At 65.4% G+C, this 22,413-nt stretch carries 26 protein-coding genes; 16 read left to right on the top strand and 10 right to left on the bottom strand.

Annotated elements, in window-relative coordinates:
- Positions 1 to 6: 6 nt before the first annotated feature.
- Complete coding sequence (locus tag GGQ90_RS02135; RefSeq protein ID WP_188080613.1) at positions 7 to 477, bottom strand: DUF1465 family protein; 471 nt, start codon at positions 475 to 477, stop codon at positions 7 to 9.
- Between the two features lie 120 nt (positions 478 to 597).
- A complete protein-coding gene (locus tag GGQ90_RS02130; RefSeq protein WP_188080866.1) occupies positions 598 to 777 on the bottom strand; it encodes a YdcH family protein in 180 nt (59 codons plus the stop codon).
- Between the two features lie 186 nt (positions 778 to 963).
- On the opposite strand from GGQ90_RS02130, the gene GGQ90_RS02125 reads away from it, so the two are divergent.
- The gene (locus GGQ90_RS02125) at positions 964 to 1,122 is read left to right on the top strand and encodes a YdcH family protein (RefSeq protein ID WP_188080612.1); all 159 of its coding nucleotides are present in this window, start codon (positions 964 to 966) and stop codon (positions 1,120 to 1,122) included.
- 246 nt (positions 1,123 to 1,368) lie between these two features.
- Here GGQ90_RS02125 and GGQ90_RS02120 read toward each other — a convergent pair whose 3' ends face one another.
- The 3 genes from GGQ90_RS02120 to GGQ90_RS02110 form a co-directional block, all read right to left on the bottom strand.
- Positions 1,369 to 1,737, bottom strand: a complete 369-nt coding sequence (locus GGQ90_RS02120; protein WP_188080611.1) for a PilZ domain-containing protein — start codon at positions 1,735 to 1,737, stop codon at positions 1,369 to 1,371.
- A 59-nt stretch (positions 1,738 to 1,796) separates the two neighbouring features.
- The gene (dksA, locus tag GGQ90_RS02115) at positions 1,797 to 2,261 is read right to left on the bottom strand and encodes an RNA polymerase-binding protein DksA (RefSeq protein ID WP_004211401.1); all 465 of its coding nucleotides are present in this window, start codon (positions 2,259 to 2,261) and stop codon (positions 1,797 to 1,799) included.
- Between the two features lie 660 nt (positions 2,262 to 2,921).
- The gene (locus GGQ90_RS02110; RefSeq protein ID WP_223178052.1) at positions 2,922 to 3,458 is read right to left on the bottom strand and encodes a hypothetical protein; all 537 of its coding nucleotides are present in this window, start codon (positions 3,456 to 3,458) and stop codon (positions 2,922 to 2,924) included.
- On the opposite strand from GGQ90_RS02110, the gene GGQ90_RS29630 reads away from it, so the two are divergent.
- Positions 3,412 to 3,546, top strand: a complete 135-nt coding sequence (locus GGQ90_RS29630) for a hypothetical protein (RefSeq protein ID WP_281391415.1) — start codon at positions 3,412 to 3,414, stop codon at positions 3,544 to 3,546. The genes GGQ90_RS02110 and GGQ90_RS29630 overlap by 47 nt on opposite strands.
- A gap of 59 nt (positions 3,547 to 3,605) precedes the next feature.
- On the opposite strand, the gene GGQ90_RS02105 is transcribed toward GGQ90_RS29630, so the two are convergent.
- A complete protein-coding gene (locus tag GGQ90_RS02105; RefSeq protein ID WP_188080865.1) occupies positions 3,606 to 4,043 on the bottom strand; it encodes a host attachment family protein in 438 nt (145 codons plus the stop codon).
- 92 nt (positions 4,044 to 4,135) lie between these two features.
- On the opposite strand from GGQ90_RS02105, the gene serS reads away from it, so the two are divergent.
- The 6 genes from serS to rimO all read left to right on the top strand — a co-directional run bounded on the left by serS (position 4,136) and on the right by rimO (position 12,857).
- Positions 4,136 to 5,413 (top strand): serine--tRNA ligase, encoded by a 1,278-nt coding sequence (serS, locus tag GGQ90_RS02100; RefSeq protein ID WP_188080610.1) that lies wholly within the window; start codon positions 4,136 to 4,138, stop codon positions 5,411 to 5,413.
- Positions 5,414 to 5,431: 18 nt separating this feature from the next.
- Positions 5,432 to 6,196, top strand: a complete 765-nt coding sequence (gene surE / locus GGQ90_RS02095; RefSeq protein ID WP_188080609.1) for a 5'/3'-nucleotidase SurE — start codon at positions 5,432 to 5,434, stop codon at positions 6,194 to 6,196.
- A gap of 23 nt (positions 6,197 to 6,219) precedes the next feature.
- A complete protein-coding gene (locus GGQ90_RS02090) occupies positions 6,220 to 7,344 on the top strand; it encodes a peptidoglycan DD-metalloendopeptidase family protein (protein ID WP_380767352.1) in 1,125 nt (374 codons plus the stop codon).
- Positions 7,341 to 8,399, top strand: coding sequence for a potassium channel family protein (locus GGQ90_RS02085; protein ID WP_188080608.1), 1,059 nt, complete (start codon positions 7,341 to 7,343; stop codon positions 8,397 to 8,399). Before GGQ90_RS02090 ends, GGQ90_RS02085 begins: the two co-directional genes overlap by 4 nt.
- A 155-nt stretch (positions 8,400 to 8,554) precedes the next feature.
- A complete protein-coding gene (locus GGQ90_RS02080) occupies positions 8,555 to 11,380 on the top strand; it encodes a TonB-dependent receptor domain-containing protein (protein ID WP_188080607.1) in 2,826 nt (941 codons plus the stop codon).
- A gap of 94 nt (positions 11,381 to 11,474) precedes the next feature.
- Complete coding sequence (gene rimO / locus GGQ90_RS02075) at positions 11,475 to 12,857, top strand: 30S ribosomal protein S12 methylthiotransferase RimO (RefSeq protein ID WP_188080606.1); 1,383 nt, start codon at positions 11,475 to 11,477, stop codon at positions 12,855 to 12,857.
- Between the two features lie 78 nt (positions 12,858 to 12,935).
- Here the strand turns inward: rimO and GGQ90_RS02070 are convergent, their stop codons facing one another.
- Both GGQ90_RS02070 and GGQ90_RS02065 read right to left on the bottom strand, forming a co-directional pair.
- On the bottom strand, positions 12,936 to 13,778 hold the full coding sequence (locus GGQ90_RS02070; RefSeq protein WP_188080605.1) for a DUF4163 domain-containing protein: 843 nt from the start codon (positions 13,776 to 13,778) through the stop codon (positions 12,936 to 12,938).
- Positions 13,778 to 13,978: a hypothetical protein gene (locus GGQ90_RS02065; RefSeq protein ID WP_004211387.1), complete on the bottom strand. Its 201-nt coding sequence runs from the start codon at positions 13,976 to 13,978 to the stop codon at positions 13,778 to 13,780. Before GGQ90_RS02065 ends, GGQ90_RS02070 begins: the two co-directional genes overlap by 1 nt.
- A gap of 157 nt (positions 13,979 to 14,135) precedes the next feature.
- Here GGQ90_RS02065 and GGQ90_RS02060 point away from each other — a divergent pair, with 157 nt between their 5' ends.
- The 4 genes from GGQ90_RS02060 (at position 14,136) to argC (ending at position 17,812) form a co-directional block, all read left to right on the top strand.
- Positions 14,136 to 15,533, top strand: coding sequence for a leucyl aminopeptidase family protein (locus tag GGQ90_RS02060; protein ID WP_188080604.1), 1,398 nt, complete (start codon positions 14,136 to 14,138; stop codon positions 15,531 to 15,533).
- A 62-nt stretch (positions 15,534 to 15,595) separates the two neighbouring features.
- Positions 15,596 to 16,003: a MarR family transcriptional regulator gene (locus tag GGQ90_RS02055; protein ID WP_188080603.1), complete on the top strand. Its 408-nt coding sequence runs from the start codon at positions 15,596 to 15,598 to the stop codon at positions 16,001 to 16,003.
- Positions 15,963 to 16,871: a C40 family peptidase gene (locus GGQ90_RS02050; protein ID WP_188080602.1), complete on the top strand. Its 909-nt coding sequence runs from the start codon at positions 15,963 to 15,965 to the stop codon at positions 16,869 to 16,871. Before GGQ90_RS02055 ends, GGQ90_RS02050 begins: the two co-directional genes overlap by 41 nt.
- A complete protein-coding gene (gene argC, locus GGQ90_RS02045) occupies positions 16,868 to 17,812 on the top strand; it encodes an N-acetyl-gamma-glutamyl-phosphate reductase (protein ID WP_188080601.1) in 945 nt (314 codons plus the stop codon). The genes GGQ90_RS02050 and argC overlap by 4 nt, the downstream gene beginning before the upstream one ends.
- Before the next feature lie 69 nt (positions 17,813 to 17,881).
- Here argC and GGQ90_RS02040 read toward each other — a convergent pair whose 3' ends face one another.
- Positions 17,882 to 18,085, bottom strand: coding sequence for a hypothetical protein (locus GGQ90_RS02040; RefSeq protein WP_188080863.1), 204 nt, complete (start codon positions 18,083 to 18,085; stop codon positions 17,882 to 17,884).
- 231 nt (positions 18,086 to 18,316) lie between these two features.
- On the opposite strand from GGQ90_RS02040, the gene GGQ90_RS02035 reads away from it, so the two are divergent.
- The 3 genes from GGQ90_RS02035 to GGQ90_RS02025 all read left to right on the top strand — a co-directional run bounded on the left by GGQ90_RS02035 (position 18,317) and on the right by GGQ90_RS02025 (position 20,499).
- Positions 18,317 to 18,487 (top strand): hypothetical protein, encoded by a 171-nt coding sequence (locus tag GGQ90_RS02035; RefSeq protein ID WP_010337933.1) that lies wholly within the window; start codon positions 18,317 to 18,319, stop codon positions 18,485 to 18,487.
- A gap of 216 nt (positions 18,488 to 18,703) precedes the next feature.
- The gene (locus GGQ90_RS02030) at positions 18,704 to 20,032 is read left to right on the top strand and encodes a PQQ-dependent sugar dehydrogenase (RefSeq protein ID WP_188080600.1); all 1,329 of its coding nucleotides are present in this window, start codon (positions 18,704 to 18,706) and stop codon (positions 20,030 to 20,032) included.
- Between the two features lie 128 nt (positions 20,033 to 20,160).
- Positions 20,161 to 20,499 (top strand): hypothetical protein, encoded by a 339-nt coding sequence (locus GGQ90_RS02025; protein ID WP_246428097.1) that lies wholly within the window; start codon positions 20,161 to 20,163, stop codon positions 20,497 to 20,499.
- A 19-nt stretch (positions 20,500 to 20,518) separates the two neighbouring features.
- Here the strand turns inward: GGQ90_RS02025 and GGQ90_RS02020 are convergent, their stop codons facing one another.
- A complete protein-coding gene (locus GGQ90_RS02020; RefSeq protein WP_188080598.1) occupies positions 20,519 to 21,334 on the bottom strand; it encodes an ATP-binding protein in 816 nt (271 codons plus the stop codon).
- 110 nt (positions 21,335 to 21,444) lie between these two features.
- Between GGQ90_RS02020 and GGQ90_RS02015 the strand changes: the two genes are divergently transcribed.
- Positions 21,445 to 22,413, top strand: coding sequence for an L-threonylcarbamoyladenylate synthase (locus GGQ90_RS02015; RefSeq protein ID WP_188080597.1), 969 nt, complete (start codon positions 21,445 to 21,447; stop codon positions 22,411 to 22,413).

Below are 22,413 nucleotides of genomic sequence, written 5' to 3'. Positions count from 1 at the left end.
CGATGGTCAGAAGGCGGTGTTCAGCCGATCCAGCAGTGCGCGGGCCGGACTGTCGACCAGTGGCGCGTCCGGGGACAGCATCCGCTCCTCCAGCCGGGCGACCCGTCCATAAAGTTCCTGGCTCGCCTCGATCAGCGCACGGGCGGCGAAGGGGAAATCGCCCGCAATGCCCGATTCCGTCGCGGTGGCGCGGCCGAGGCGATATTTTTCCTCGACAACCTCCGCGTCGTTGATCTCGCCGCGCTGCCAGGCGCGCTGGCTGAGCAACCAGGCAATGATGTGCATCAGCCGGGTCGTGACCTTGAGCGATTCGCAGGCGAAGGATACGCGGCGCAGCGGATCGTCCGCCGCAAACTGTCCGGCCTCGCCCGCGTCGAAATAGGAGCGGGCCTCGTCCGCCATCACCATCGCCTCCATATAGAGGCCATCGACGAGGCGGCGATGAAGGCCAGGATCAAGGGCGGCTGCGTTGCGCATAGGCCTAGCTGACATATCGCGGTGCGATTGTCAGGGCCGTGAAACGCGCCGGAAGCCCGCCTGTCCCATTTGGGATCGCTTTACGCCGCTGCCACGCATTATTGCGACGCAGCGGGCGCATCAGGCGATGATGTCCGGGACCAGCGCATCTTCCAGCGCGGCAATCTCGTCGCGCAGGCGCAGCTTGCGCTTCTTGAGGCGCGCGACCTGCATCTGGTCCCCCGCCCCGCCGTCGACCAGCGCGGCAATGGCGGCATCGAGATCCCGATGCTCGACCCGCAGCAGCTCCAACCGGCGCATAATGTCTTCGCGGCTCACCAAGCCCCCGCCTTCCGAACCCACCATAGCCTCTCCTGATAGCCCGGCGCGGACGCGCGGGCCATCGCAATTTTACCGACGGCCCATCGCAAAGCGCGAATCATCGCGAGACAGGTCCGCCGAATCATGATCTACTTCGTCATCCATCACCCTCGTAAGGAGAATGTCATGGAAAATTCCCACATTTCAGCTCTTTCCGCAAAGCACGCCGGTCTCGAGGCCCGAATCAAGGCCGAGACGAGTCGACCGATGCCCGACGATATTCTCGTCGCCTCGCTGAAAAAGCAGAAATTGCGGGTGAAGGAAGAAATGGGCGGTCGCCACTAAGCCCTCTTCTTCCAGGAAAAGGCCGGGGCCGGATCACCGGACCGGCCATTTTCCTGCCAGCGGGACGCACAGCATCGATCCAGCCGGAACCCCGGCCAGATTTTCGACATAGTGCAACGGATGACGCCTAGCTGGGGAAGATGACCTGACGATGACAGGGGCCACCCCGAGCCGGATCAGCGGGCATGAAAAAGCCCCGCGCGGCGAACCGGCGGGGCCTTATCAGCATTCCATCATCAGCAAGGTTCAACGACGCGTGATCGAACTCGTCCGCAGATAGTCCGGCAGCGCCTGACGCGACACGCCCTTGGCCACAGGCTTACGCGCCAGTTGCGGATCGATCGGTGCATCGAAAGCGACACCGATCTTGTCATCGCGCGACCAGGCGACAGCCCCTTCGACGGCGCCGACGCCGCGCAATTCGAGGCAGAGACGCGTCCCCGCGGGGATGGCGCGTTCGCAATCCGCCATCAGGCCGGTGGCCGACAGATTGCGCACACGCGCCTTGCCCAGATCGACACCGTCCGGCGTGCTGAGGCTGGTGAGCAGGAACAGACTGTCGCGCGGCGCGGAACGAGCCGGTCCCCGATCAGAATTCCCCGTTACCTTGTCCATGACTATTCCCGCAAAATGACACTTGGCCAACAGGATAGTCATGCGACGTGGAGAAAGGGTTAATCGTCGCGGGAGACTTTTTCCTGACGCTCGTGCCGCTCCTGCGCCTCGACCGTCATGGTCGCGATCGGGCGGGCTTCCAGCCGGCCCAGCGAGATCGGCTCGCCGGTGACTTCGCAATAGCCATATTCGCCTTCGTCGATACGGCGGAGCGCCGCGTCGATCTTGGAGATCAGCTTGCGCTGGCGGTCGCGGGTGCGCAGTTCGATCGACCAGTCGGTCTCGCTCGACGCGCGGTCGTTGAGGTCGGGTTCACGCAGCGGCTCATTCTGCAGCACCGCCAGCGTGCCTTCCGCTTCCGACAATATCTGTTTCTTCCAGTCCCAGAGACGCTGCCGGAAATATTCCTGCTGCAGGGGGTTCATGAATTCTTCGTCAGCCGACGGACGATAATCGTCCGGGAGTGTTACGGTCGATTTTGGCGGCTTCACACCGTCTTTATCGGAATTCAGTACCGATGCCATCTGGCTCTCCGACTCGAGAGGCCCCGGCGCTGTAAGTTCCGGGCGCCCATGACTTTTGTTTGAGCGCGCCTCATAGCCACCACGACGAGGCGATACAAGCGGGCAATGCGCACCCCGGCGCATGCGCCCGACCGCTGGGCGCACGCGAAAGGTGCATCGCGACTCCATCCGGGTTTTCCCCGAGCCACCCCTCGTCATCTTCATGCAGGCTGCCATGAGCGTACCACAATGACACGTTAACTATCCCGATTGACTCAAACGCCCGGTTTTTCTGAACTTTGACACCATCAACATGGTTAATGCTCTTGCAGTTAACGCTTTATTTTGCGTTGTTATGCAGTAGGGAATGGCTCGGTTCACGCTACGGAAGGTCCGCTGGCGGGAATGGGATAACAGGACTAGAGAAGATCCTATGTCGGTTCGGATGGCTTTGGCAAAATTGTGCGCCTGCACTTGCGGCGGCGCCATCATTGGCGGGGGCGCCGTCCATGTGGCGGAAAATGCGCGCCCGGCAACGGTCTACAGCACCAAGAGCGTGAAGGCCAAGCCGCGCCAGCGCGTCCTGGCCACCGCCAAGCGCCCGCCGGCCAAGAAGCCCGCACCGATCCGCGTGACCGTGACCACGCCCTCGCCCCCCATCCCCCTGCCCCCGCCGCCGGTTCAGGCCGCCCTGCCGCTTATGGCTGGTGGCCCCGCGCCGACTCCGGTGCCGGTTGGCGGCAGCGGCGGCTTTGGCGGCAGCAGCGGCTTCATCGGTGGCTTCTTTGGTGGCGGCAGCAGCGGCGGCGGCACGGTGGTTATCTCCACCACAGGTTCGACCGGCTCGAGCGGCTCCGGCGCGCCGACTCCTCCAACCTCGACGACCAGCGGATCGGATTCCCCGACCCCGCCGGGTGGAACCACCACCACAACGTCGACATCGACATCCACCTCGACATCGACGTCCAGTTCGACGTCCACGTCGACATCCTCTTCATCGGGGGCGACGTCGACCTCTACGTCCAGTTCGACCTCGACCGGGTCGTCGAGCTTCGGCAGCACGTCGACAAGCAGTTCCACCAGCAGCTCGACGTCCTCCTCGACCTCGTCGGGGACATCTTCGGGGACGCCGCCCGGCCCGCCGCCGCCGACCGACGTGCCGGCGCCACCTATGGTGCTGCTGTTCGGTGCCGGCGCCGCCGCCCTGCTGGTCCGCAAGCGGCTGGCCGATCGCAATGCCGAACTGTCGATCGAGGGCCATGGCCCGGCCCGGCCGATCCCGATCATCCGCACCGGCAATATCTGATAGCGAACAAAAAAGGGCGGCCCAGGGGCCGCCCTTTTTCCTTTTCCATGCCGGCCCGCTCAACTGCGGGCGATGATCTTCTCGATCTCGGCCACGGGATGATTGGCCAGATCCTTGGCAATTTCGCCGACCAGCCGGTCCTGCACTTCCTTGTGATAATGTTTGCGCATCTCGCCCAGCGCGGTCGGCGGGGCGACGATGATCAGCTTTTCATATTCCTGGGCGAAGGCGCGGCGTTTCAGCAGGTCTGCCGCCTCTGCCGCGAAACGCTGCTCTTCCAGCTCGTGAAAATTATTCTCCCCCATCGTGCCCGATGCCGTGCCGGTCGACGACGCCCGGCCAGCCTTGTCGGATGCCTGCGCCAGATGGGCGGGATTATCCTGCTGCCTGACCGATTCCGCCTCCAGATTGGGATATTGCGCATCGCCCTTGTTGCGGAAGAACAGCAGCTTGCGGCCATCGGCCACCAGCACCATCGCATCATGATCGATCTGCATCATCGTCTCCTTGGCTGTTTCGCTCAATATCGGACCAACGGTCGGCGAGGCGCAGGGTTGCATGGCCGGGGCCGCAGCGGCATAGGGCAGCGATGCACGACATCCGCTTCATCCGCGAAAATCCCGCCGCTTTCGACGCCGCACTGGCGCGCCGTGGCCTGGCCCCGCTGTCCGCCGACATATTGGCGCTGGACGAGAAGAGCCGCGCGCTCAAGACGGAGTTGCAGCAGGGGCAGGCCCGCCGCAACGAGGCGAGCAAGGCGATCGGCCAGGCGATGGCGGCCAAGGACATGGCAAAGGCCGAGGCGCTGAAGGCCGAGGTCGCGGCGCTGAAGGAAGGCACGCCGGCGCTGGAAGCGGCAGAGGCCGAGGTCGGCGCCACGCTCAATGCCATGCTGGCGGCGATCCCCAACCTGCCCGCCGACGATGTGCCGCAGGGCGAGGATGAAGCCGGCAATGTCGAGCTGAGCCGCTGGGGCAATATCCGCGAGTTCGATTTTACGGCCCAGGACCATGCCGATTTCGGCCCGGCGCTGGGACTGGATTTCGAGGGCGGCGCGGCGCTGTCAGGCGCGCGCTTCACCGCGCTGCGTGGCCAGATGGCGCGGCTGCACCGCGCGCTGGCGCAATATATGCTGGACACCCAGACCGGCACCAACGGCTATGAGGAAACCAATCCGCCGCTGCTGGTGCGCGACGAGGCCTTGTTCGGCACCGGCCAGTTGCCCAAATTCGCCGAGGATCTGTTCCGCACCACCGATGGCCGCTGGCTGATCCCGACCGCCGAAGTGTCGCTGACCAATCTGGTCGCCGAGCAGATCGTGCCGACCGACACCCTGCCGGTGCGTCTGACCGCACTGACCCCCTGTTTCCGGTCAGAGGCCGGATCGGCCGGGCGCGACACGCGCGGCTTCATCCGCCAGCATCAGTTCGAGAAGGTCGAACTGGTCGCGATCTGCGCACCCGAGGATTCGGACGCCGAGCATGAGCGGATGGTGCAGGCGGCCGAGGGCATTTTGCAGGCGCTGAACCTGCCCTATCGCAAGATGCTGCTGTGCAGCGGCGACATGGGCTTTGGCGCGCGCAAGACCTATGACCTGGAAGTCTGGCTGCCGAGCCAGGCGACCTATCGCGAGATCAGTTCCGTCTCCAACTGCGGCGATTTCCAGGCGCGGCGGATGAACGCCCGCTACAAGCCGGAGGGGGAGAAGGCGACCCGCTTCCTCCACACCCTCAACGGATCGGGCCTGGCGGTGGGGCGCACGCTGGTCGCGGTGCTGGAAAATTACCAGCAGGCCGACGGCAGCGTGATCGTGCCCGAGGTGCTGGCGCCCTATATGGGCGGCATCACGAAGCTGGAGCCGCGATAAGCAAGGGACTTAAGGGCGATGCGCATCCTCCTCACCAATGACGATGGCGTCCATGCGCCGGGGCTGAAGGTGCTGGAGGCGATCGCCCGCACCCTGTCCGACGATATCTGGATCGTCGCGCCCAGCGAAGAACAGTCCGGCGCGGGCCACAGCCTGACGCTGACCCGCCCGCTGCGCATCCGCAAGCATGGCGACAAACATTACAGCGTCACCGGCACGCCGACCGATGCGGTGATGATGGCAGTCGGCCATCTGATGAAGGAGGCGAAACCAGACCTGGTGCTGTCGGGCGTCAATCGCGGGGCCAACCTGGCCGAGGACGTGACCTATTCGGGCACCGTCGCGGCCGCGATGGAGGGCGCGATTTCCGGCATCAAGTCGATCGCGCTGAGCCAGGTCTATGCCCGTGAGGCGATGGGCGACGCGGTGCCCTTTGCCGCCGCCGAAGCCTGGGGCGAGCGGGTGCTGCGCCCGCTGATCGCGATGCCGGCCAGCCCGCGCCTGCTGTTCAACGTCAATTTTCCAGCGATCGACCCGGACAGGGTCAAGGGCGTGCGCGTCACCCGGCAGGGCTTCCATGACATCGACCGCACCAAGATCATCGAGGGGACCGACCCGCGCGGCTATCGCTATTACTGGTTTGGCCTCGGCCGTAGCGATTCCGCGCCCGAGGGGACCGATCTGGCGGCGATTGCAGAAGATTATATCGCGGTGACGCCACTCCATTATGATCTGACGCAGGATGGCGCGCTGGCGGCGACGGCGCAGGCATTTTCGGACTGATACTCGCTCCGGGGGGAGACCAAATGGCTGGACATGACAAGGGGCGGCGCTGGCTGCCCATGGCGCCGCTGCCGCTGCTGCTGGCGGGCTGTATCCCCGCCCCGGTGCAGGACAGCGCCCCCTATGCCGCGCCCCTGCCCCCTTCGGCGACCTCCATTCCGCCATCGCCCAGCATGCCGCCGCAGCCGGCCAAGCCCGAACCGCAGATGATCGAGCGCAAGCCGGTCTGGACGGCGCAGCAGGTGTCCGCGAACGCCCGAACCGTCACCGCCAGCAGCTACAGCGTGCAGCCTGGCGACACGCTACGCGGCGTCGGCAACCGCACCGGCGCAGGGTCGGAGGCGATCGCGCGGGCCAATGGCCTGCAGCCGCCCTATGCGCTGCGGCCGGGCCAGAGCCTGTCGATCCCCGGCGGCCGCTATCATGCGGTGGCGGAGGGCGAGACCGGCATCGCCATCGCCGTCGCTTACGGTGTGCGATGGAGCGACATTGTCGACATCAACGGCCTGACCGAACCCTATGTGCTGCGGCGCGGGCAACGGCTGCTGCTGCCTGGTGGCGAGATGCCGGCCGCGCCGGTGGCGACGCAGCCGGTCCGGGCGCCCGCATCCAGCCTGGAGCAGCGCGCCGCCGCCTTCCGCATCGACATCGACGATGTGCTGACCGGCGGCCAGCCGGCCGTCATCGAGGAAAAGCCGCGCACGGTGGCCAAGGCGCAGCCCCGCCCCCTGCCCTCCAATGTACCGATCGCCCAGCCCGATGGCTTTTCCGGCCAGTTCGCCTGGCCGCTGAAAGGCGCTATCCTCTCACGCTTCGGCCCGGGCGAAAGCGGCGCCAAGAATAACGGCATCGACATTGCCGCGCCGATCGGCACGCCGATCAGGGCGGCGGCCGACGGCGTCGTCGCCTATGCCGGCGACAGCATCGCGGTGTTCGGCGGCCTGGTCCTCATCACCCATGGCAGCGGCTGGGTCAGCGCCTATGGCCATGCCAACCGGATCGACGTGGTGCGCGGGCAGAAGGTGACCAAAGGTCAGGTGATTGGCCTGAGCGGCGACACCGGCTATGCCAGCAAGCCGAAGCTGCATTTCGAACTGCGCAAGGACCGGGTGCCGATCAATCCCATGACCCAGCTGCCCAGCCCATGAACATCCGCCGGCAAAGCCACGCCGCCCCGACCGCCGGCTTTCTGCGCCGGCAATCGTCGCTGCCGGTCTGGGCGGACCTGTGCTGGCGGGTGGTGCTGGTGTTCGGCCTGATCGCGCTGGTGCTGCTGATCCACTGGGTCGGGCGCGATGGCCTCAAGGACAATCTCGACAATCAGATCAGCTTCGTCGACGTCCTCTATTTTACCACGGTTACAGTCACGACCGTGGGCTATGGCGACATCGTGCCGGTCAGCCCGGAGGCGCGCCTGTTCGAGGCGTTGCTGGTGACACCGATCCGGCTGTTCGTCTGGGTCATTTTCCTGGGCACAGCCTATAATCTCTTCTTCCGCAACATCCTCTACAGGTGGCGCATGGCACGTATTCAGGCCGATCTGCACAATCATATCGTCGTCACCGGTTTCGGCACCAGCGGCCAGGAGGCGGTGAACGAACTGCTGGCGCGCGGCACCGACCCGCGCGAGATCGTGGTGATCGACGGCAGCGAAAAGGCGCTGGACCTGGCCGAGGGGCTGGGCTGCAACGTGCTGTGCGGCGACAGCACGCGCGACAAGACGCTGAAGGATGTCGCGATCCACCGCGCCCGCAGCATGATCGTGTCCGCCGGGCGCGACGACACGTCGATCCTGATCACGCTGACCGCCCGCCACCTGGCCCCGCGCCTGCCGATCAGCATCGTCGTGCGCAACGAGGATAATGAGCTGCCCGCGCGCCAGGCCGGCGCCACCACCGTCATCAATCCGGTCAGCTTTGCCGGGCTGCTGCTGGCGGGCAGCACCAGTGGCAAGCATATTGCCGATTACATGGCCGATCTCGCCGCATCGGGCGGCCGGGTGAAGCTGAACGAACGGCCTGTCCTGCCGCAGGAAATCGGGCAGCCTTTGTCCGCGATCGGCACCGGCCTTGGCCTGCGCATCTATCGCGGCGACCATCCGATCGGCTTCTGGGAAGACGGCGCGCGAGCGCTCCAGACCGGCGACTGCATCATCGAGATCGTGGAAGAAACGGACGCCAGAGCAAAACCCGACGATCAATAGGTTCAAACCAGCGACAGACCGAACATGTTTGTTGCGTCACAGCAACATATGGCAAAATTCGTGCTACCCACGGTGCAGCGCAGCATGAGGCAGATTGCCTTGCTGTCATAGAATGGCAACACTCCCCCTCAGGTCTGATTTCTGAGGGGTGAAATATGCGCTTGAAAGAGTTCCTGAAAACCGGCGTCCTGCTGTCCGCCTTCCTCCATAACGCACCGTCTTTCGCCCAATCCACCGCACCGCAGGCCGGTGATGCCGGGGCCATCATCGTTACCGGATCGCGCATTCGCCAAAATCCGCTGGATCAGGACAAGCCGATCGTCACCGTCGATCAGGAAGCGATCGCGCGGACCGGCCTCTCTTCCATCGCCGACGTGCTGCAGCGCATCCCGAGCGCCGCCGGCGGCCTCAATACCAAGGTCAACAATGCCGGCAATATCGGCGGTCCGCCCGACGGCACAGGCGTCAGCTCCGGCTCGGCCGAAGTCGATCTGCGCTATCTGGGCGCCAAGCGCACGCTGATCCTGGTCGATGGCATGCGCTATGTGAACGGGTCGGCGGCCGGCGGCATTCCCGCCTCGGTCGACCTCAATTCGATCCCCGCCAACATGATCGAACGGGTCGAGGTGCTGCAGTCGGGCGCCTCCCCGCTTTATGGTTCGGACGCAATCGCCGGCGTCGTCAACATCATCACCAAACAGTCGCAGAAGGGGCTCGACCTTTCGGCCCAGTTCGGCACCTATGAACAGGGCGATGGCGACACCTGGGACATCAATGCCAGCTATGGCGTCCAGAGCGAGCGCGTGTCGATCGTGTTCGGCGCCAATTATGTGAACCAGGGCAGCGTCGGCACCTCGGCCCGCTCGATCTCGCAATGGCCTACCCCCGGCGCTACCAGTTGCGCCGCCGGTGGCTGTTCCAGCGCGACGCCCAATGGCCGCTATGACGTGCTGGGCCAGAGCCTGACGCTCAGCAACCCGGTCATCGGCCGTGCCCCGGTGCTGTCGGACTATCGCAACTACAGCTCGGCGACCGACTCCTTCAACTTCCAGCCCTATAATTATCTGCTCACCCCGTCCGAGCGCTATGGCGGCTTCATCAATCTGAAGGCGGAACTGAGCGACAATATCAACCTGCGCACGCGCATGGTCTATCAGCATCGCGGATCGACCACGATCGCCGCGCCGCTGCCGCTGTTCATCGGACCGGATGCCGGCAACGGCAATCTGCTCGACACCATCTCGATCGATGCCAGCAACCCCTATAACCCGTTCGGCGTGACGCTCTCGTCCGGGGCGGACGGGTCGCCGGCCAATTATTCGACCGTCCGCCGCCGCTTCATCGAAGGCGGCCCGCGCACCTTCACCCAGAGCGTCGATACCATGACCATGGCCGCGACGCTGGACGGTTCCTTCGATGTCGGTTCGCGCACCTGGTATTGGGACGTCAACGGCATCTATGGCAGCAACAATGCGCACCAGACCTTCACCGGCAACCTGAACGCATCCAAGCTGGCCCAGGCGCTGGGTCCGGTCGGCAACTGCACCGGCGAATGCGTGCCGTTCAACATCTTCGGCGGCGCGGGATCGATCACCCAGGCCATGCTGGATTATGTGACGTTCGACGAGCATGACCGCAGCACCCAGGAATTGTGGGACGCCACCGCCAACCTGTCGGGCGAATTGTTCAACCTGCCCGGCGGCGCGGTCGCCTTCGCGGTCGGCTATGAACATCGTAACCAGCGGGCGAGCTACACCCCCGACCCGATCATCACGGCGGGCCTTGGCGCCGACGTGCCGACCAGCCCGGCGGCGGGCAGCTTCAATGTCGATGAAGTCTATGGCGAAATCCGCATCCCGATCCTCGCCGACGTGCCCTTCTTCCAGAAGCTGGAGCTGGACGGCGCGGTCCGCCATTCCAACTATAGCAGCTTTGGCAGCAACACGACCTTCACCGCGTCGGGCCTGTGGAAGCCGGTCAAGGATCTGCTGTTCCGCGGCGGCTATGCCGAAAGCCTGCGCGCGCCGAGCATCGGCGAACTCTATGCCGGCCGTTCGCGCACCGACGCGACGATCGACGACCCCTGCACCAGCGCACCGGGCGGCGCCTTCCAGACCAATGCCACGGTCCGCGCCAACTGTATCGCCAACGGCGTGCCGGCCAATGGCAGCTATGCCGAACCGACCGGCGGCCAGCTCGGCATCTTCTCACAGGGGTCGACCGCGCTGAAGCCGGAAACCGCCAAGACCTGGACGCTCGGCGGCGTCTACAGCCCGTCCTGGGCCCGCGGCAATTATGCCAGCACCCTGACGCTGGAGGTCAATTACTATAATATCAGCCTCAAGAACGCGATCGACTCGGTCCCGGCCTCGCTGACCCTGTCGCGCTGTGCCTATGAAGCCGATCCGGTGAGCTGCGCCGCCATCAGCCGCACCGGCAGCGGCAGCGTCGCGGGCATCAACGGCGTGTTGCAGAACCTGAACGCCATCAAGACCGACGGTATCGACGCCTCGTTCAACTATCGCTCGCCGGTGATTTCGAACGGCACGATCGGCCTGAACGTCAACGCAGCCTGGCTGTTCAAATATAATGTCGAGCCGCCGGCCGACCTGAATGCGCCGACCCAGAAATATGCCGGCACCGAACGCGGCAGCCCGGATCAGGCCTATCCCAAGTTCAAGGCCAATGCGACGCTCGACTGGTCGACGCCGGGCTATGGCGCGTCCTTCACCGGCCGCTATATCAGCGGTGTCGATGAACGCGACGGCGAGCATTCGCTGGGCCGCACCTTCTATGGTGACATCCAGCTCTATATCTCGCCGGCCTGGATGGACCATCGCACCCGGCTGACCTTCGGCGTCAACAATCTGTTCGATCAGGATCCGCCGGCCTGCTTCACCTGCGACAGCGCCAATTTCGATCCCACCACCTATGATGTGCCGGGCCAGTTCGGTTATCTGCGCCTGACCTACAAGATGTAAGGGATCAGGCACTTAGCCATGGCGAAGGGCGCGTCCATTTGGGCGCGCCCTTTGTCTTTTCGGCTACCCCGTGACATTTGGCGCAAAAATCCCTATGTGCGCGCCGATCATGGCAACCAAAATCCCAGACGCGCCGAAGATCGGCATGGTTTCGCTCGGCTGTCCGAAGAACCTGGTCGACTCCGAACGTATCCTGACCAAGCTGCGTTCCGACGGCTATCAGATGTCCGCCGACTATGCCGGCGCCGACGTCGTGCTGGTCAACACCTGCGGCTTCCTCGATTCCGCCAAGGAAGAATCGCTGGAGGCGATCGGCGAGGCCATGGCCGAAAATGGCCGCGTCATCGTGACCGGCTGCATGGGCGACGAGGCGGACGTGATCCGCGCGAAATTCCCGCAGGTGCTGGCCGTCACCGGCGCGCACCAATATGAGCAGGTGGTCAATGCGGTGCATGACGCGTCGCCGCCCATCCCCAACGCCTTTGTCGACCTGGTGCCCGAAGGCGGCCTCAAGCTCACCCCGCGTCACTACAGCTATCTGAAGATTTCAGAGGGCTGCAACCATCGCTGCTCCTTCTGCATCATCCCCTCGATCCGCGGCGACCTGGTGTCGCGCCGGATCGACGCGGTGCTGCGCGAGGCGGAAAAGCTGGTCGCGGCCGGCACCAAGGAATTGCTGGTCATCAGCCAGGATACCTCGGCCTATGGCGTCGACACGCGCCACGAGCCGCGCATGTGGAAGGGCCGCGAGGTCCGCGCCCATATGACCGACATGGCGCGCGAACTGGGCCAGTTGCGCACGGCGGACGGCGTCGCCCCCTGGGTGCGCCTCCACTATGTCTATCCCTATCCCCATGTCGACCATGTCATCCCGCTGATGGCCGAAGGGCTGCTGACGCCCTATCTCGACATTCCCTTCCAACATGCTTCGCCCAGCGTATTGAAGGCGATGAAGCGCCCGGCCAATGAAGCCAAGGTGCTGGATCGCATCCGCAAGTGGCGCGACATCTGCCCCGACATCGCGATCCGCTCCAGCTTCGTCGTCGGCTTCCCCGGCGAGACCGAGGCGGACTTCCAATATCTGCTCGACTGGCTGGACGAGGCACAACTCGACCGCGTCGGTGCCTTCCGCTTCGAGCCGGTCGAGGGCGCAGCCGCCAATGACCTGCCCGGCGCCGTGCCCGAAGAGGTCAAGGAAGAACGCTATCAGCGGATCATGGAAAAGACCGCCGCGATCAGCGCCGCCAAGCTGCAGGCCAAGGTCGGCCGGGTCATGCCGGTGATCCTGGACGAGGTCGGCGAACCTGACGAGGAAGATGGCAGCATCGGCGCCACCGCACGCAGCCAGGCCGACGCGCCGGAAATCGACGGCAATGTCTTCCTGCGCGACGTCGGCGAAGGCCGCAAGGCGGGCGACATGTTCGACGTGCTGATCGAGGATGCCGACGATCACGACCTGTATGGCGTGCCCGCCTGAACAGGATCGTCATTGCGAGCGCAGCGAAGCAATCCATGGATTGCCGCGGCGCTTCCCGCCTCGCAATGACGGCTATTCTCAGGGCCTGACGAACGCGTCCTGATATTCGGTCTTGATCGCCTTGTAGATCGCCGCATCGACCGGCAGCTTGATGTCATAGCTGCCCTCGGCATAGGGACCGGCGCCATAGGGGCCGATCGTCACCTGAATGCCGTCGATCAACTTGCCGTCGCGTGACGTCGGCGCCAGCACCTGCTTCATCGGATCGATGCATTTGGTGAAGTCGTCATCGCCCGGCACCACCGGTGCGCCGCGCTTCCTGGTCCGCTCGCGATCCAGCGCCTTGCAGAAGCTGTCTTGGATCGCTGTGGCAAAGGCGGCTTCGGACGTCAGCAGCGCGCCGAAATCGGTTTCGCGCCGCCGTTCCTTGTCCCACAGCAGCGCTTCATAGCCGGTCATGCCATGCGCGCCGCCGGTATACATGTAATTGGCGGATTCGAGCGCCAGGAAGCGCGGCGTATCGGCCATCACGCTCCAGCGCGTCTCGCGGCTATGGGCGTGGAAGGGGAAACCCGCCTTCTTTGCCGAGTCCCGGTCCTGCGTTGCCATCTTGAGCGCATCGGCCTTGTTCTCGGCCATGGCTCTGGCAAAGCGATCGACCAGCGGCGGGATCGCCGCCGCCTGCGCCGGATAGGCGTAGAGGAATTCCAGCAGCTCCGTCTTTTCCGACTGCTCGAATGGTTTGGCGGGTGGAGCAGCGGGTCGCGTGGTGCCGGCCATGCGGTCGACAAAGGCGCGCATCGTCGCATTGGCGGGCATGTTGCCGCCGGGCGGATCATCCTCTTGCGATCGCGAACAGCCTGACAGCAACAGGGCTGCGAGCAGCAGCCCCGTCGTCCCGTTCCCCCACCCTGCCCGCATCAGTGCGGCTTGGCCGTCAGGCAGCGTTCGCTGATCGCCTTGCGCGCATAGTCGCCGGCGAGCGCGCGATGGATGTTGGGCCAGCCTTCGGCCACCAGTGCCTGCTCGACCGCATGGGCGTTGGCGAACTGACCGCTTTCGGCCAGCGCATAGGCGCGGGCGCGCAGCGCCTGCAGGCCGCTATTGTCGGAACGGATCATGGCTACTCTCCTTGCCGTTTGTTATGACCTGGAACCTAGGCACTCGGGCCACAATAGGCAAATGCCCTGACGACCGGTGGGGTTTCCCCCGGGACGAAAAACAGCACGAGAAAATGGCCCGTTCCCATGTGGAGTGCTTTCTCCTACATCCCAGTGCATGATCGAATTTGCCGACCTGCTCAAAGCCGATAATGGCCAGCCCGCCCGTTCCATCCAGCTGATCGAAGCCGCAGAACTGGACGCCTGGTTCACCGCCCAGCCCGAACGGGTCCGCGCCCTGATCAGCGCCCAGAAATTCCGCGCCAAGCCGAACGAGCATGCAATCGTCCCCGGCGAGGGACAGAGCGACTGGTCGGTCGTGGCCGGGGTGGCCAAGCGTGACGCGCTGGGCAGTTGGTGCCTGGCCAGGCTGGCCGAAAGCCTGCCCGAGGGCAGCTATCGCCTGGCCGAGGGTAGCACCGGCGCGGCGGCGCTGGGCTGGCTGGCGGCGCAATATCGGTTCGAACGCTATCGCAAGGATGAAGGCGCCGTAGGCCCGCGCGTGCTGCTGACGAGCGACGTCGCCCGGATCGAGACGATCGTGCAGCAGGCCGAGGCGGTGGCGCTGGTCCGCGACCTGGTGAATACACCGGCCGCCGACATGGGGCCGCAGGATCTGGAAGATGCCGTGCGCCAGCTGGCACAGGCCCATGGCGGCGAGGTGCAGGTGACGCGCGGCGACGCGCTGGAGCAGGGTTTCCCGATGATCCATGCCGTCGGCAAGGCGGCGGACAAGAGCTTTGCCCCGCGCCTCATCGAAATGAGCTGGGGCGATCCCAGCGCGCCGCGCGTCGCCGTGGTCGGCAAGGGCATCTGCTTCGACAGCGGCGGCCTGGACATCAAGCCGTCGTCGGGCATGCGCCTGATGAAGAAGGATATGGGCGGCGCGGCCCATGCGATCGCGCTGGCCCGGCTGATCATCGGCGCGCGCCTGCCGGTGCGGCTGCACCTGCTGGTGCCGACCGCCGAAAATGCCATCGGCGGCAATGCCTTCCGCCCCGGCGACATATTGCGCAGCCGGCAGGGGCTGACCGTGGAGATCGGCAATACCGACGCCGAAGGGCGGCTGGTGCTGGGCGACGCGCTGACGCGGGCGGGCGAGGAAAAGCCCGAGCTGATCGTGGACTTCGCCACCCTGACCGGCGCGGCGCGCGTCGCCGTCGGCCCGGACCTGCCGGCACTTTTCACAAATGACGAGACGCTGGCGAGCGACATCGCGGCGGCCGGCACGGCTGTCGATGACCCGACCTGGCGCCTGCCGCTGTGGGACGGCTATTATGACATGCTGAAATCCGACATTGCCGACCTGAACAATGCCGGCGAAGGTGGCTTTGCCGGCGCGGTGACCGCCGCCCTGTTCCTGCAACGCTTCGTGCCGGACGGCACGGCCTGGATCCACCTCGACACCTTCGCCTGGCGACCGGCAGCGCGTCCGGGTCGGCCCAAGGGCGGCGAAGCGCTGGGCCTGCGCGCGGTCTTTCGCCTGCTCCAGCAACGCTATGACAGCGCGCGATAGCCAAACTGCAATATCCTGCGATCCGTTACGCAACCGGATTGGCTATCATGCGTTAGGGGGGAATGAACGCGCTCGCTTCCCCGCAACAGGCCGCCCAGATCGACCGTCCCGGCATACAGCCGCTCAGCCAGTGGATGCGGACCCTGGTGGATTATGTGCGGTCGGGAAAACCCGACCTCACCAACCGCCAGATGGCGCTGATGCTGACCGTCTATATCGGCGATGGCCCGCATACGGTCCGTGGCCTGGCCGAACAACTGCATGTATCCAAGCCCGTCATCACCCGCGCGCTGAACAAGCTTTCGGCGCTCGGCTATCTCCGACGAGAGCGGGATGCGGCCGATCGGCGCAATATTTTCATCACTCGAACGGCGAAGGGCGCGGAATTCCTTGACGCCTTTCACCATTTCATCGCAGGAACCGCGCGCGATGACAGGCCAGATCACCACCGCGCGGAGCGCACCGCCTAAAAGAACCCGGTTCAAGCTGGAAGGCCGATCCGTAGCACTCGATCACCGCGTCCATGCGGCACGCGGCGACCTGGCGGACATATCGCTCGCCGGGGTGCTCTTTTCCGCCCATTATGCGCGCGCGGTCGAACTGACCTGCGTGGCGCCCGGCGCGCCGATCCTCTCCCAGCCTTCGCACAATGCCGAGGCGGTAAGCGAATTGCTGCGCGGCGAGAGCTTCCATGCGCTGGACGTCACGACCGACTGGGCCTGGGGCTTTTGCGGGTATGACGGCTATGTCGGCTATGTCCGCCGCGACGCGCTGGACGTGAAGGAAGCGGTCAGCCATCGTATCGTCAACCAGAGCGCGCCACTGTTCAGCCGTGCCGACATCAAGGCGCCGATTGCCGATCACTGGCCGCTGGGCGCCCGCTTCGGCGGCGAGGCCGAGGACAGCTTCCTCGCGACCGGCGACGGCTTCATCCATGGCCGCCATGCCGCCCCGCTCGACTCGCCGGAAGGCGACTGGGTCTCGGTGGCGCAGCGCTATCTGGGCCAGCCCTATGTCTGGGGCGGGCGTGGCCATCGCGGCATCGACTGTTCGGGGCTGGTGCAGGTCGCGCTGGGCGAATGCGGCATCGCCGTGCCGCGCGACACCGACCTGCAGTGCGAAGGCATTGGCGCGCCGATCGAGGCGAGCGCGCCGTTGCAGCGCGGCGACCTGGTCTTCTTCCCCGGCCATGTCGGGATCATGACCGACGCCACCCATATGCTGCACGCCAACGCCCACTGGATGACGGTGGTGGTCGAACCGCTGGCCGATGTCGTCGCCCGCCTGGCACCCCACCATGAACAGCCGATCATCGCCCGGCGGAGGATTGCCCAGTGACCACGAAGATCTTCATCGACGGCGGCCATGGCACCACCGGCATCGAGATTGCCGACCGGCTGGCCGACCGGCCCGAACTGTCGCTGATCACGGTCGACGAAAAGGATCGCCGCAACATGGCGGCCCGGCGCGATGCGCTGAATGCGGCCGACATCGTGATCCTGTGCCTGCCCGACGATGCCGCGCGCGAATCCGTGGCGCTTATCGATAATGACCGCACCCGCGTGATCGACGCATCGACCGCGCACCGTGTGGCCGACGGCTGGACCTATGGCTTCCCCGAACTGGAGCCGGGCCATCGCGAGCGCCTGGCCAACAGCCGCTTCGTCGCCAATCCTGGCTGCTGGCCGACCGGTTTCCTGGCGCTGGTCCGCCCGCTGATACTGGCCGGCCTGCTGCCGGCCGAGTGGCCGGTGACGGTATCGGGCGCTTCGGGTTATTCGGGCGGCGGTAAGGCGATGATCGCGGAATATGAAGGCGCCGACGGTGCCCCGACGGCCTTCCGTGCCTATGGCCTGAACCTGGCGCACAAGCATGTGCCGGAAATGACCCGCTATTCGGGTCTGTACCATCCGCCGCTGTTCGCGCCGGCCGTCGCCAATGCCTATCGCGGCATGCTGGTGGAAGTGCCGTTGCAGTTGCGCGCCATGCCGGGCACGCCCTCCCCCGCCGATATCCACGCCGCGCTGGCCGCTGCCTATGCAGGGTCGCCGATCGTCAGCGTGACGCCGCTGGCCGACAGCGCCGCCATGGCCCAGGTCGAGGTCGAGCATGTCGGCGCGACCGACCGCCTGTCGCTGTCGGTGTTCGGCAATGCGCAGAGCGGCCAGGCCCGCCTGGTCGCCACGCTCGACAATCTGGGCAAGGGCGCTGCCGGCGCCGCCGTGCAGAATCTCAACATATTGGCCGGCTTGCCGGAAACGGCCGGACTGCGGCTCTAAAACGCCCGCAAGCAGGCAGCAAAAAGGCCGGAGCGTTGGTGACGCTCCGGCCTTTTGGCGTTCAGGCGATCAGTGGATCGTACCGAGCGGCTGGTCATGGGCCAGCAGCACGATCAGCCGCTCTATCTGGCGCCAGTGGCAGAAATGGATGTGGTTGCCGAGGTCGCGGCTGCGGTCGGCCCGCGCCGCGGCCTCATATCCGGCATTGGCACCAAAGGTCGCGATCAGTTCCGTTGCATCCTCATAGCTCTTTCGATCCGAAAGATATGGCATGTTCATGCGACCCCCGATTATTGCGCGCCCTTTCGTCACCCCCAATCAACCTCCATGCCAGTTTGAGGCTTTGGCGCAGCAGGCCGTGGACGAGAGTGAACGGCCAGTTAGGCAAATCCCACAACAGGACAAACGCGCCATTTCGGGACGCCAGCCGTTCCGATCCGGGACAGGAGGGACGCACATGACAAGCATCTGGCCATGCGCGGCGGGCCATGGCAAGGATGGGCCATGAACAAGGCGAAGAATCCGACTGGCGCGGGCGCCATCATTGCATTGCTGATCATGGCCGGCGCGATCGGCGGCGGCCTGCTGGGCCAGCCCAGCATCGGCCTGCTCGTCGGCACCGGAGCCGGCATCCTGATCGCCCTGCTGCTCTGGCTGCGCGAACGAAAGGCCTAAGAACCTGTTTGGAAAATGCGCGGAAGAGCGCATTTTCGATGCGACACCGGCCCGCGCCCCCACCCGACCACCCATAGGGGTACCATGTCTGGGCGGTCGGGTGGGGGTGCGGGCCGGTGCGGATGCGCCAGGGGGGCATTTCCAAACAGATTCTAAGTAACACCCGCGCAACGGAGCGCCTTGCCCGGCGGCGCATCGCCGCATAGATGTGGCGACATGAAGAAGCATTTCATCGCCATCCCCCTCGTCGCGCTGGTCATTGCCGGCGGCGCTTTCCTCTATTTCGCGCAGGGCGATACCGCCCAATTGCCGGCCGGCGCCGATGTCGGAGCGGAACCGCGCTTCACCACGCCGCGGAACGAGTTTTTCCCGACCGTCAACATCGCCGAAGTGAAGCCGTGGAAGGCCGGGGAGAAGCCGGTCGCGGCCAAGGGACTGGTGGTGGAACGCTTCGCCGAGGGGCTGAGCCATCCGCGATCGCTGCTGCGCCTGCCCAATGGCGACATATTGACGGCCGAGACCAACAGCCAGCCGCGCCCGCAGACCGGCATCGTCAGCCGGGTGATGAATTTCCTGATGAACAAGGCCGGCGCCGGCGTCCCCTCGCCCGACCGCATCAGCCTGCTGCGCGACACCGATGGCGACGGCAAGGCGGACACCAAGACGGTGTTCCTGAGCGGCCTCTATTCGCCCTATGGCATGGCGCTGATCGGCGATACCCTCTATGTCGCCAACACCAATGCGCTGATGGCCTTCCCCTATAAGGAAGGCGAGACCAAGATCAGCGACAAGGGCCGCAAGATCCTGAACCTGCCCGCCCAGGCGCCGAACATGCACTGGACCCGCAGCCTGACCGTCGGCCCCAACGGGTTGCTCTACGTCGGTGTCGGATCGAACAGCAATATCGGCGAAAATGGGTTGGAAAGCGAAGCGAACCGCGCCGCCGTGCTGGAGGTCAATCCCAAGACCGGCGATTATCGCATCTATGCGTCGGGCCTGCGCAATCCGGTCGGCCTGGCCTTCGAACCCAAAAGCGGCGTGCTGTGGGGCGTGGTCAATGAGCGCGACATGCTGGGCGGCGACCTGGTCCCCGACTATCTGACCCGCGTCGAATTCGGCGCCTTCTATGGCTGGCCGTGGAACTACTGGGGCGGCTATGAGGATCGCCGGGTGCAACCGCAGCGGCCGGAAATCCGCGAATATACCAAGCGCCCCGACTATGCGCTGGGCAATCATGTCGCGCCGCTGGGCCTGAGCTTCTCGAAGGATGCGCAGCTTGGCGCCACCTATGGCAATGGCGCTTTCGTCGGCCTGCATGGCAGTTGGAACCGCAAGCCCGCCGCCGGCTACAAGGTCGTGTTCATTCCCTTCGAGGACAATGGCGAAGTCGGCAAGGCCAAGCCGGCCGATGTGCTGACCGGTTTCCTGGATGCCCAGGGCGCCGCCCATGGCCGCCCGGTCGACGTGACCGTGGACGCCAAGGGTGCGCTGCTGGTGGCGGACGATGTCGGTGGCGTCGTCTGGCGAGTGACCCGCGCGCAGTAATCGCCGACCGCCCGGCCGATGCGTCGAAAAAACTTGTTCGCAAGACCAGACGCTTAATTTCGGCCGGGCGAAAGCCGGGATATATTGCCTCGTTCGCGCGCTGATGCGCCATGCGACAGGCATCCAAGATGAAACCGATCGAACCGGCGGAGCTATACCAGTTGCGGGCCGACAGCGCGCGACGCTCGCTCCATCACTTGCGCATGGAGGCATTGGGCCAGCCGGAACGACGACGGGGCTATGATTTGGAGCATGATCGCCGGCTGGCTGAAATGTATTTCAATACTTTCGCCGCCCTTGCCCACCGGCAACGTCACAGCGACACGCTGAGCCTGGCCCGCGTCATCAAGACGATGGCCGATGCAGCGCCCCTGTGCGACACCGCCGTCGACCCGCCGCGCTGCCGCACGGAACTGGACCGGCTGGTCGCGGAGTTCCTGAGCCTGGCCGAAAAGGACGGCGCCTGAGTATCAGATTGAGAGAGGATCAGACCGAGAGGCCGTGGCGCCCGGCGAGTTCGACCACATATTGCCAGGCGACGCGGCCCGAGCGGCTGCCGCGCTGGGTCGCCCACTGGATCGCGTCGAGCGGCTCGACGCAGAGACCCAGCGCCTGGGCATAGCCCTCGACAATGGCGACATAGGCGTCCTGATCCAGCGCATGAAAACCGAGGCTGAGGCCGAACCGGTCCGACAGCGCCATCTTGTCATCGACCACGTCGCGCGGATTGATCGGATCATCCTGTTCCGACAGGTTGCGCGGCACGATATGGCGGCGGTTGGACGTCACATAGAGACGGACATTGGCCGGACGCGCGGCGGTGCCGCCCTGGAGCAGCGAGCGCAGCGCACGGGCATCGCCCACCCCCTCGTCAAAGCCCAGATCGTCGAGGAAGAGGATGAAGGGCCGGGTCGTGCTGCGCAGCAGGGTGAAGAGCGCCGGCAAGCTGGCCAGTTCGTCGATCGCGCATTGCAGCAGGGCAATGTCCTGCCCTTCCGCCTGCAGCTTTCCGACCACCGAAGCCACGGTCGCCGACTTGCCGGTGCCGCGCGCGCCCCATAGCAGCACGTCATGCGCGGCATGGCCGGCGGCATGGCGACGGCTATTGTCCAGCAGCGCGCTCTTCTGCGCGTCGATGCCGGTCAGAAGGTCATAGTCCACCGGCGCGAACGCCTCCACCGCGCGGATCGCCACCCCATCCCATACATAGGCGGGCGCAGCCGCAAGGTCGGCAGAGGAAGCCGGCGGCGGCGCAAGCCGTTCCAGCGCTTCGGCGATACGGGTCAGCAGGGCGTCGTTCATGGCGCGGGATTAGCCGGGCCGCGCCATTGCGGCAAGCTTTGCCAACAATGTCATGTCACTGTCGCAATGGCCTTTTACTGCGGCGATCCGGGGTCTATATCGCGGGGGTCGTGACTATCCCAAATCCAGCCTTTTCCACCAGGGTCTGCCGCTATGGCGCGGAAGCGCTTCGCGAGGCAGCATTACTGATCCGAGCCGGCGAGCCTGTCGCCGTTCCTACCGAAACCGTCTATGGCCTGGCGGCCGATGCCACCGATTCCCAGGCGGTCGCCGGCATCTACAGCGCCAAGGGGCGGCCCAGCTTCAACCCGCTGATCGTCCATGTTTCCGACATGGAGATGGCGCGGCGGCTGGCCGACTTCTCGCCCCAGGCCGAGCAGCTTGCCGCCCGCTTCTGGCCAGGCGCGCTGACCATGGTGCTGCCGGTGCGGGCCGATAGCGGCCTGTCGCCGCTGGTGATGGCCGGCCTGCCGACCGTGGCGCTGCGCCTGCCCGCCCACCCGGCGATGCGCGCGCTGATCCGCGAGAGCGGCCGGCCGCTGGCCGCGCCCTCGGCCAATCGCAGCGGGGCGATCAGCCCCAGCCGGGCCGAACATGTGCTGGCCAGCCTCAACGGCAAGATCCGCATGATCCTGGACGAAGGCCCGACCAGCGAAGGGCTGGAATCGACCATCGCTGCCCCCGAAGCGGACCGCATCCGCCTGCTGCGCCCCGGCCCGGTGACGACCGCGATGCTGGAGGAGGCGAGCGGCCTGCCGGTGATTACCGGCCCGGATTCCAAGACAGGCAATGCGAAGATCGAAGCACCCGGCCAGCTCGAAAGCCATTATGCGCCCTCGAAGCCGGTGCGGCTCAACGCGCTGCGGGCGGAAAAGGACGAATATCTGATCGGCTTCGGTCTGATGCCCTGTCATCTCAACCTGAGCGTCGACGCGGACCTGCGCGAGGCGGCGGCCAATCTGTTCGCCGCCCTGCATGTCGCCGATGCGAGCATCCAGGGACGGATTGCGGTAGCGCCCATCCCCGACGAGGGGATCGGCACCGCCATCAACGACCGGTTACGCCGCGCCGCGGCCTGA

The sequence above is a fragment of the Sphingobium scionense genome (assembly GCF_014197035.1).
Lineage (GTDB): Bacteria > Pseudomonadota > Alphaproteobacteria > Sphingomonadales > Sphingomonadaceae > Sphingobium > Sphingobium scionense.
The sequence above is the reverse complement of the archived record's forward strand: the minus strand, read 5'-3'. Positions and strand labels throughout refer to the sequence as shown.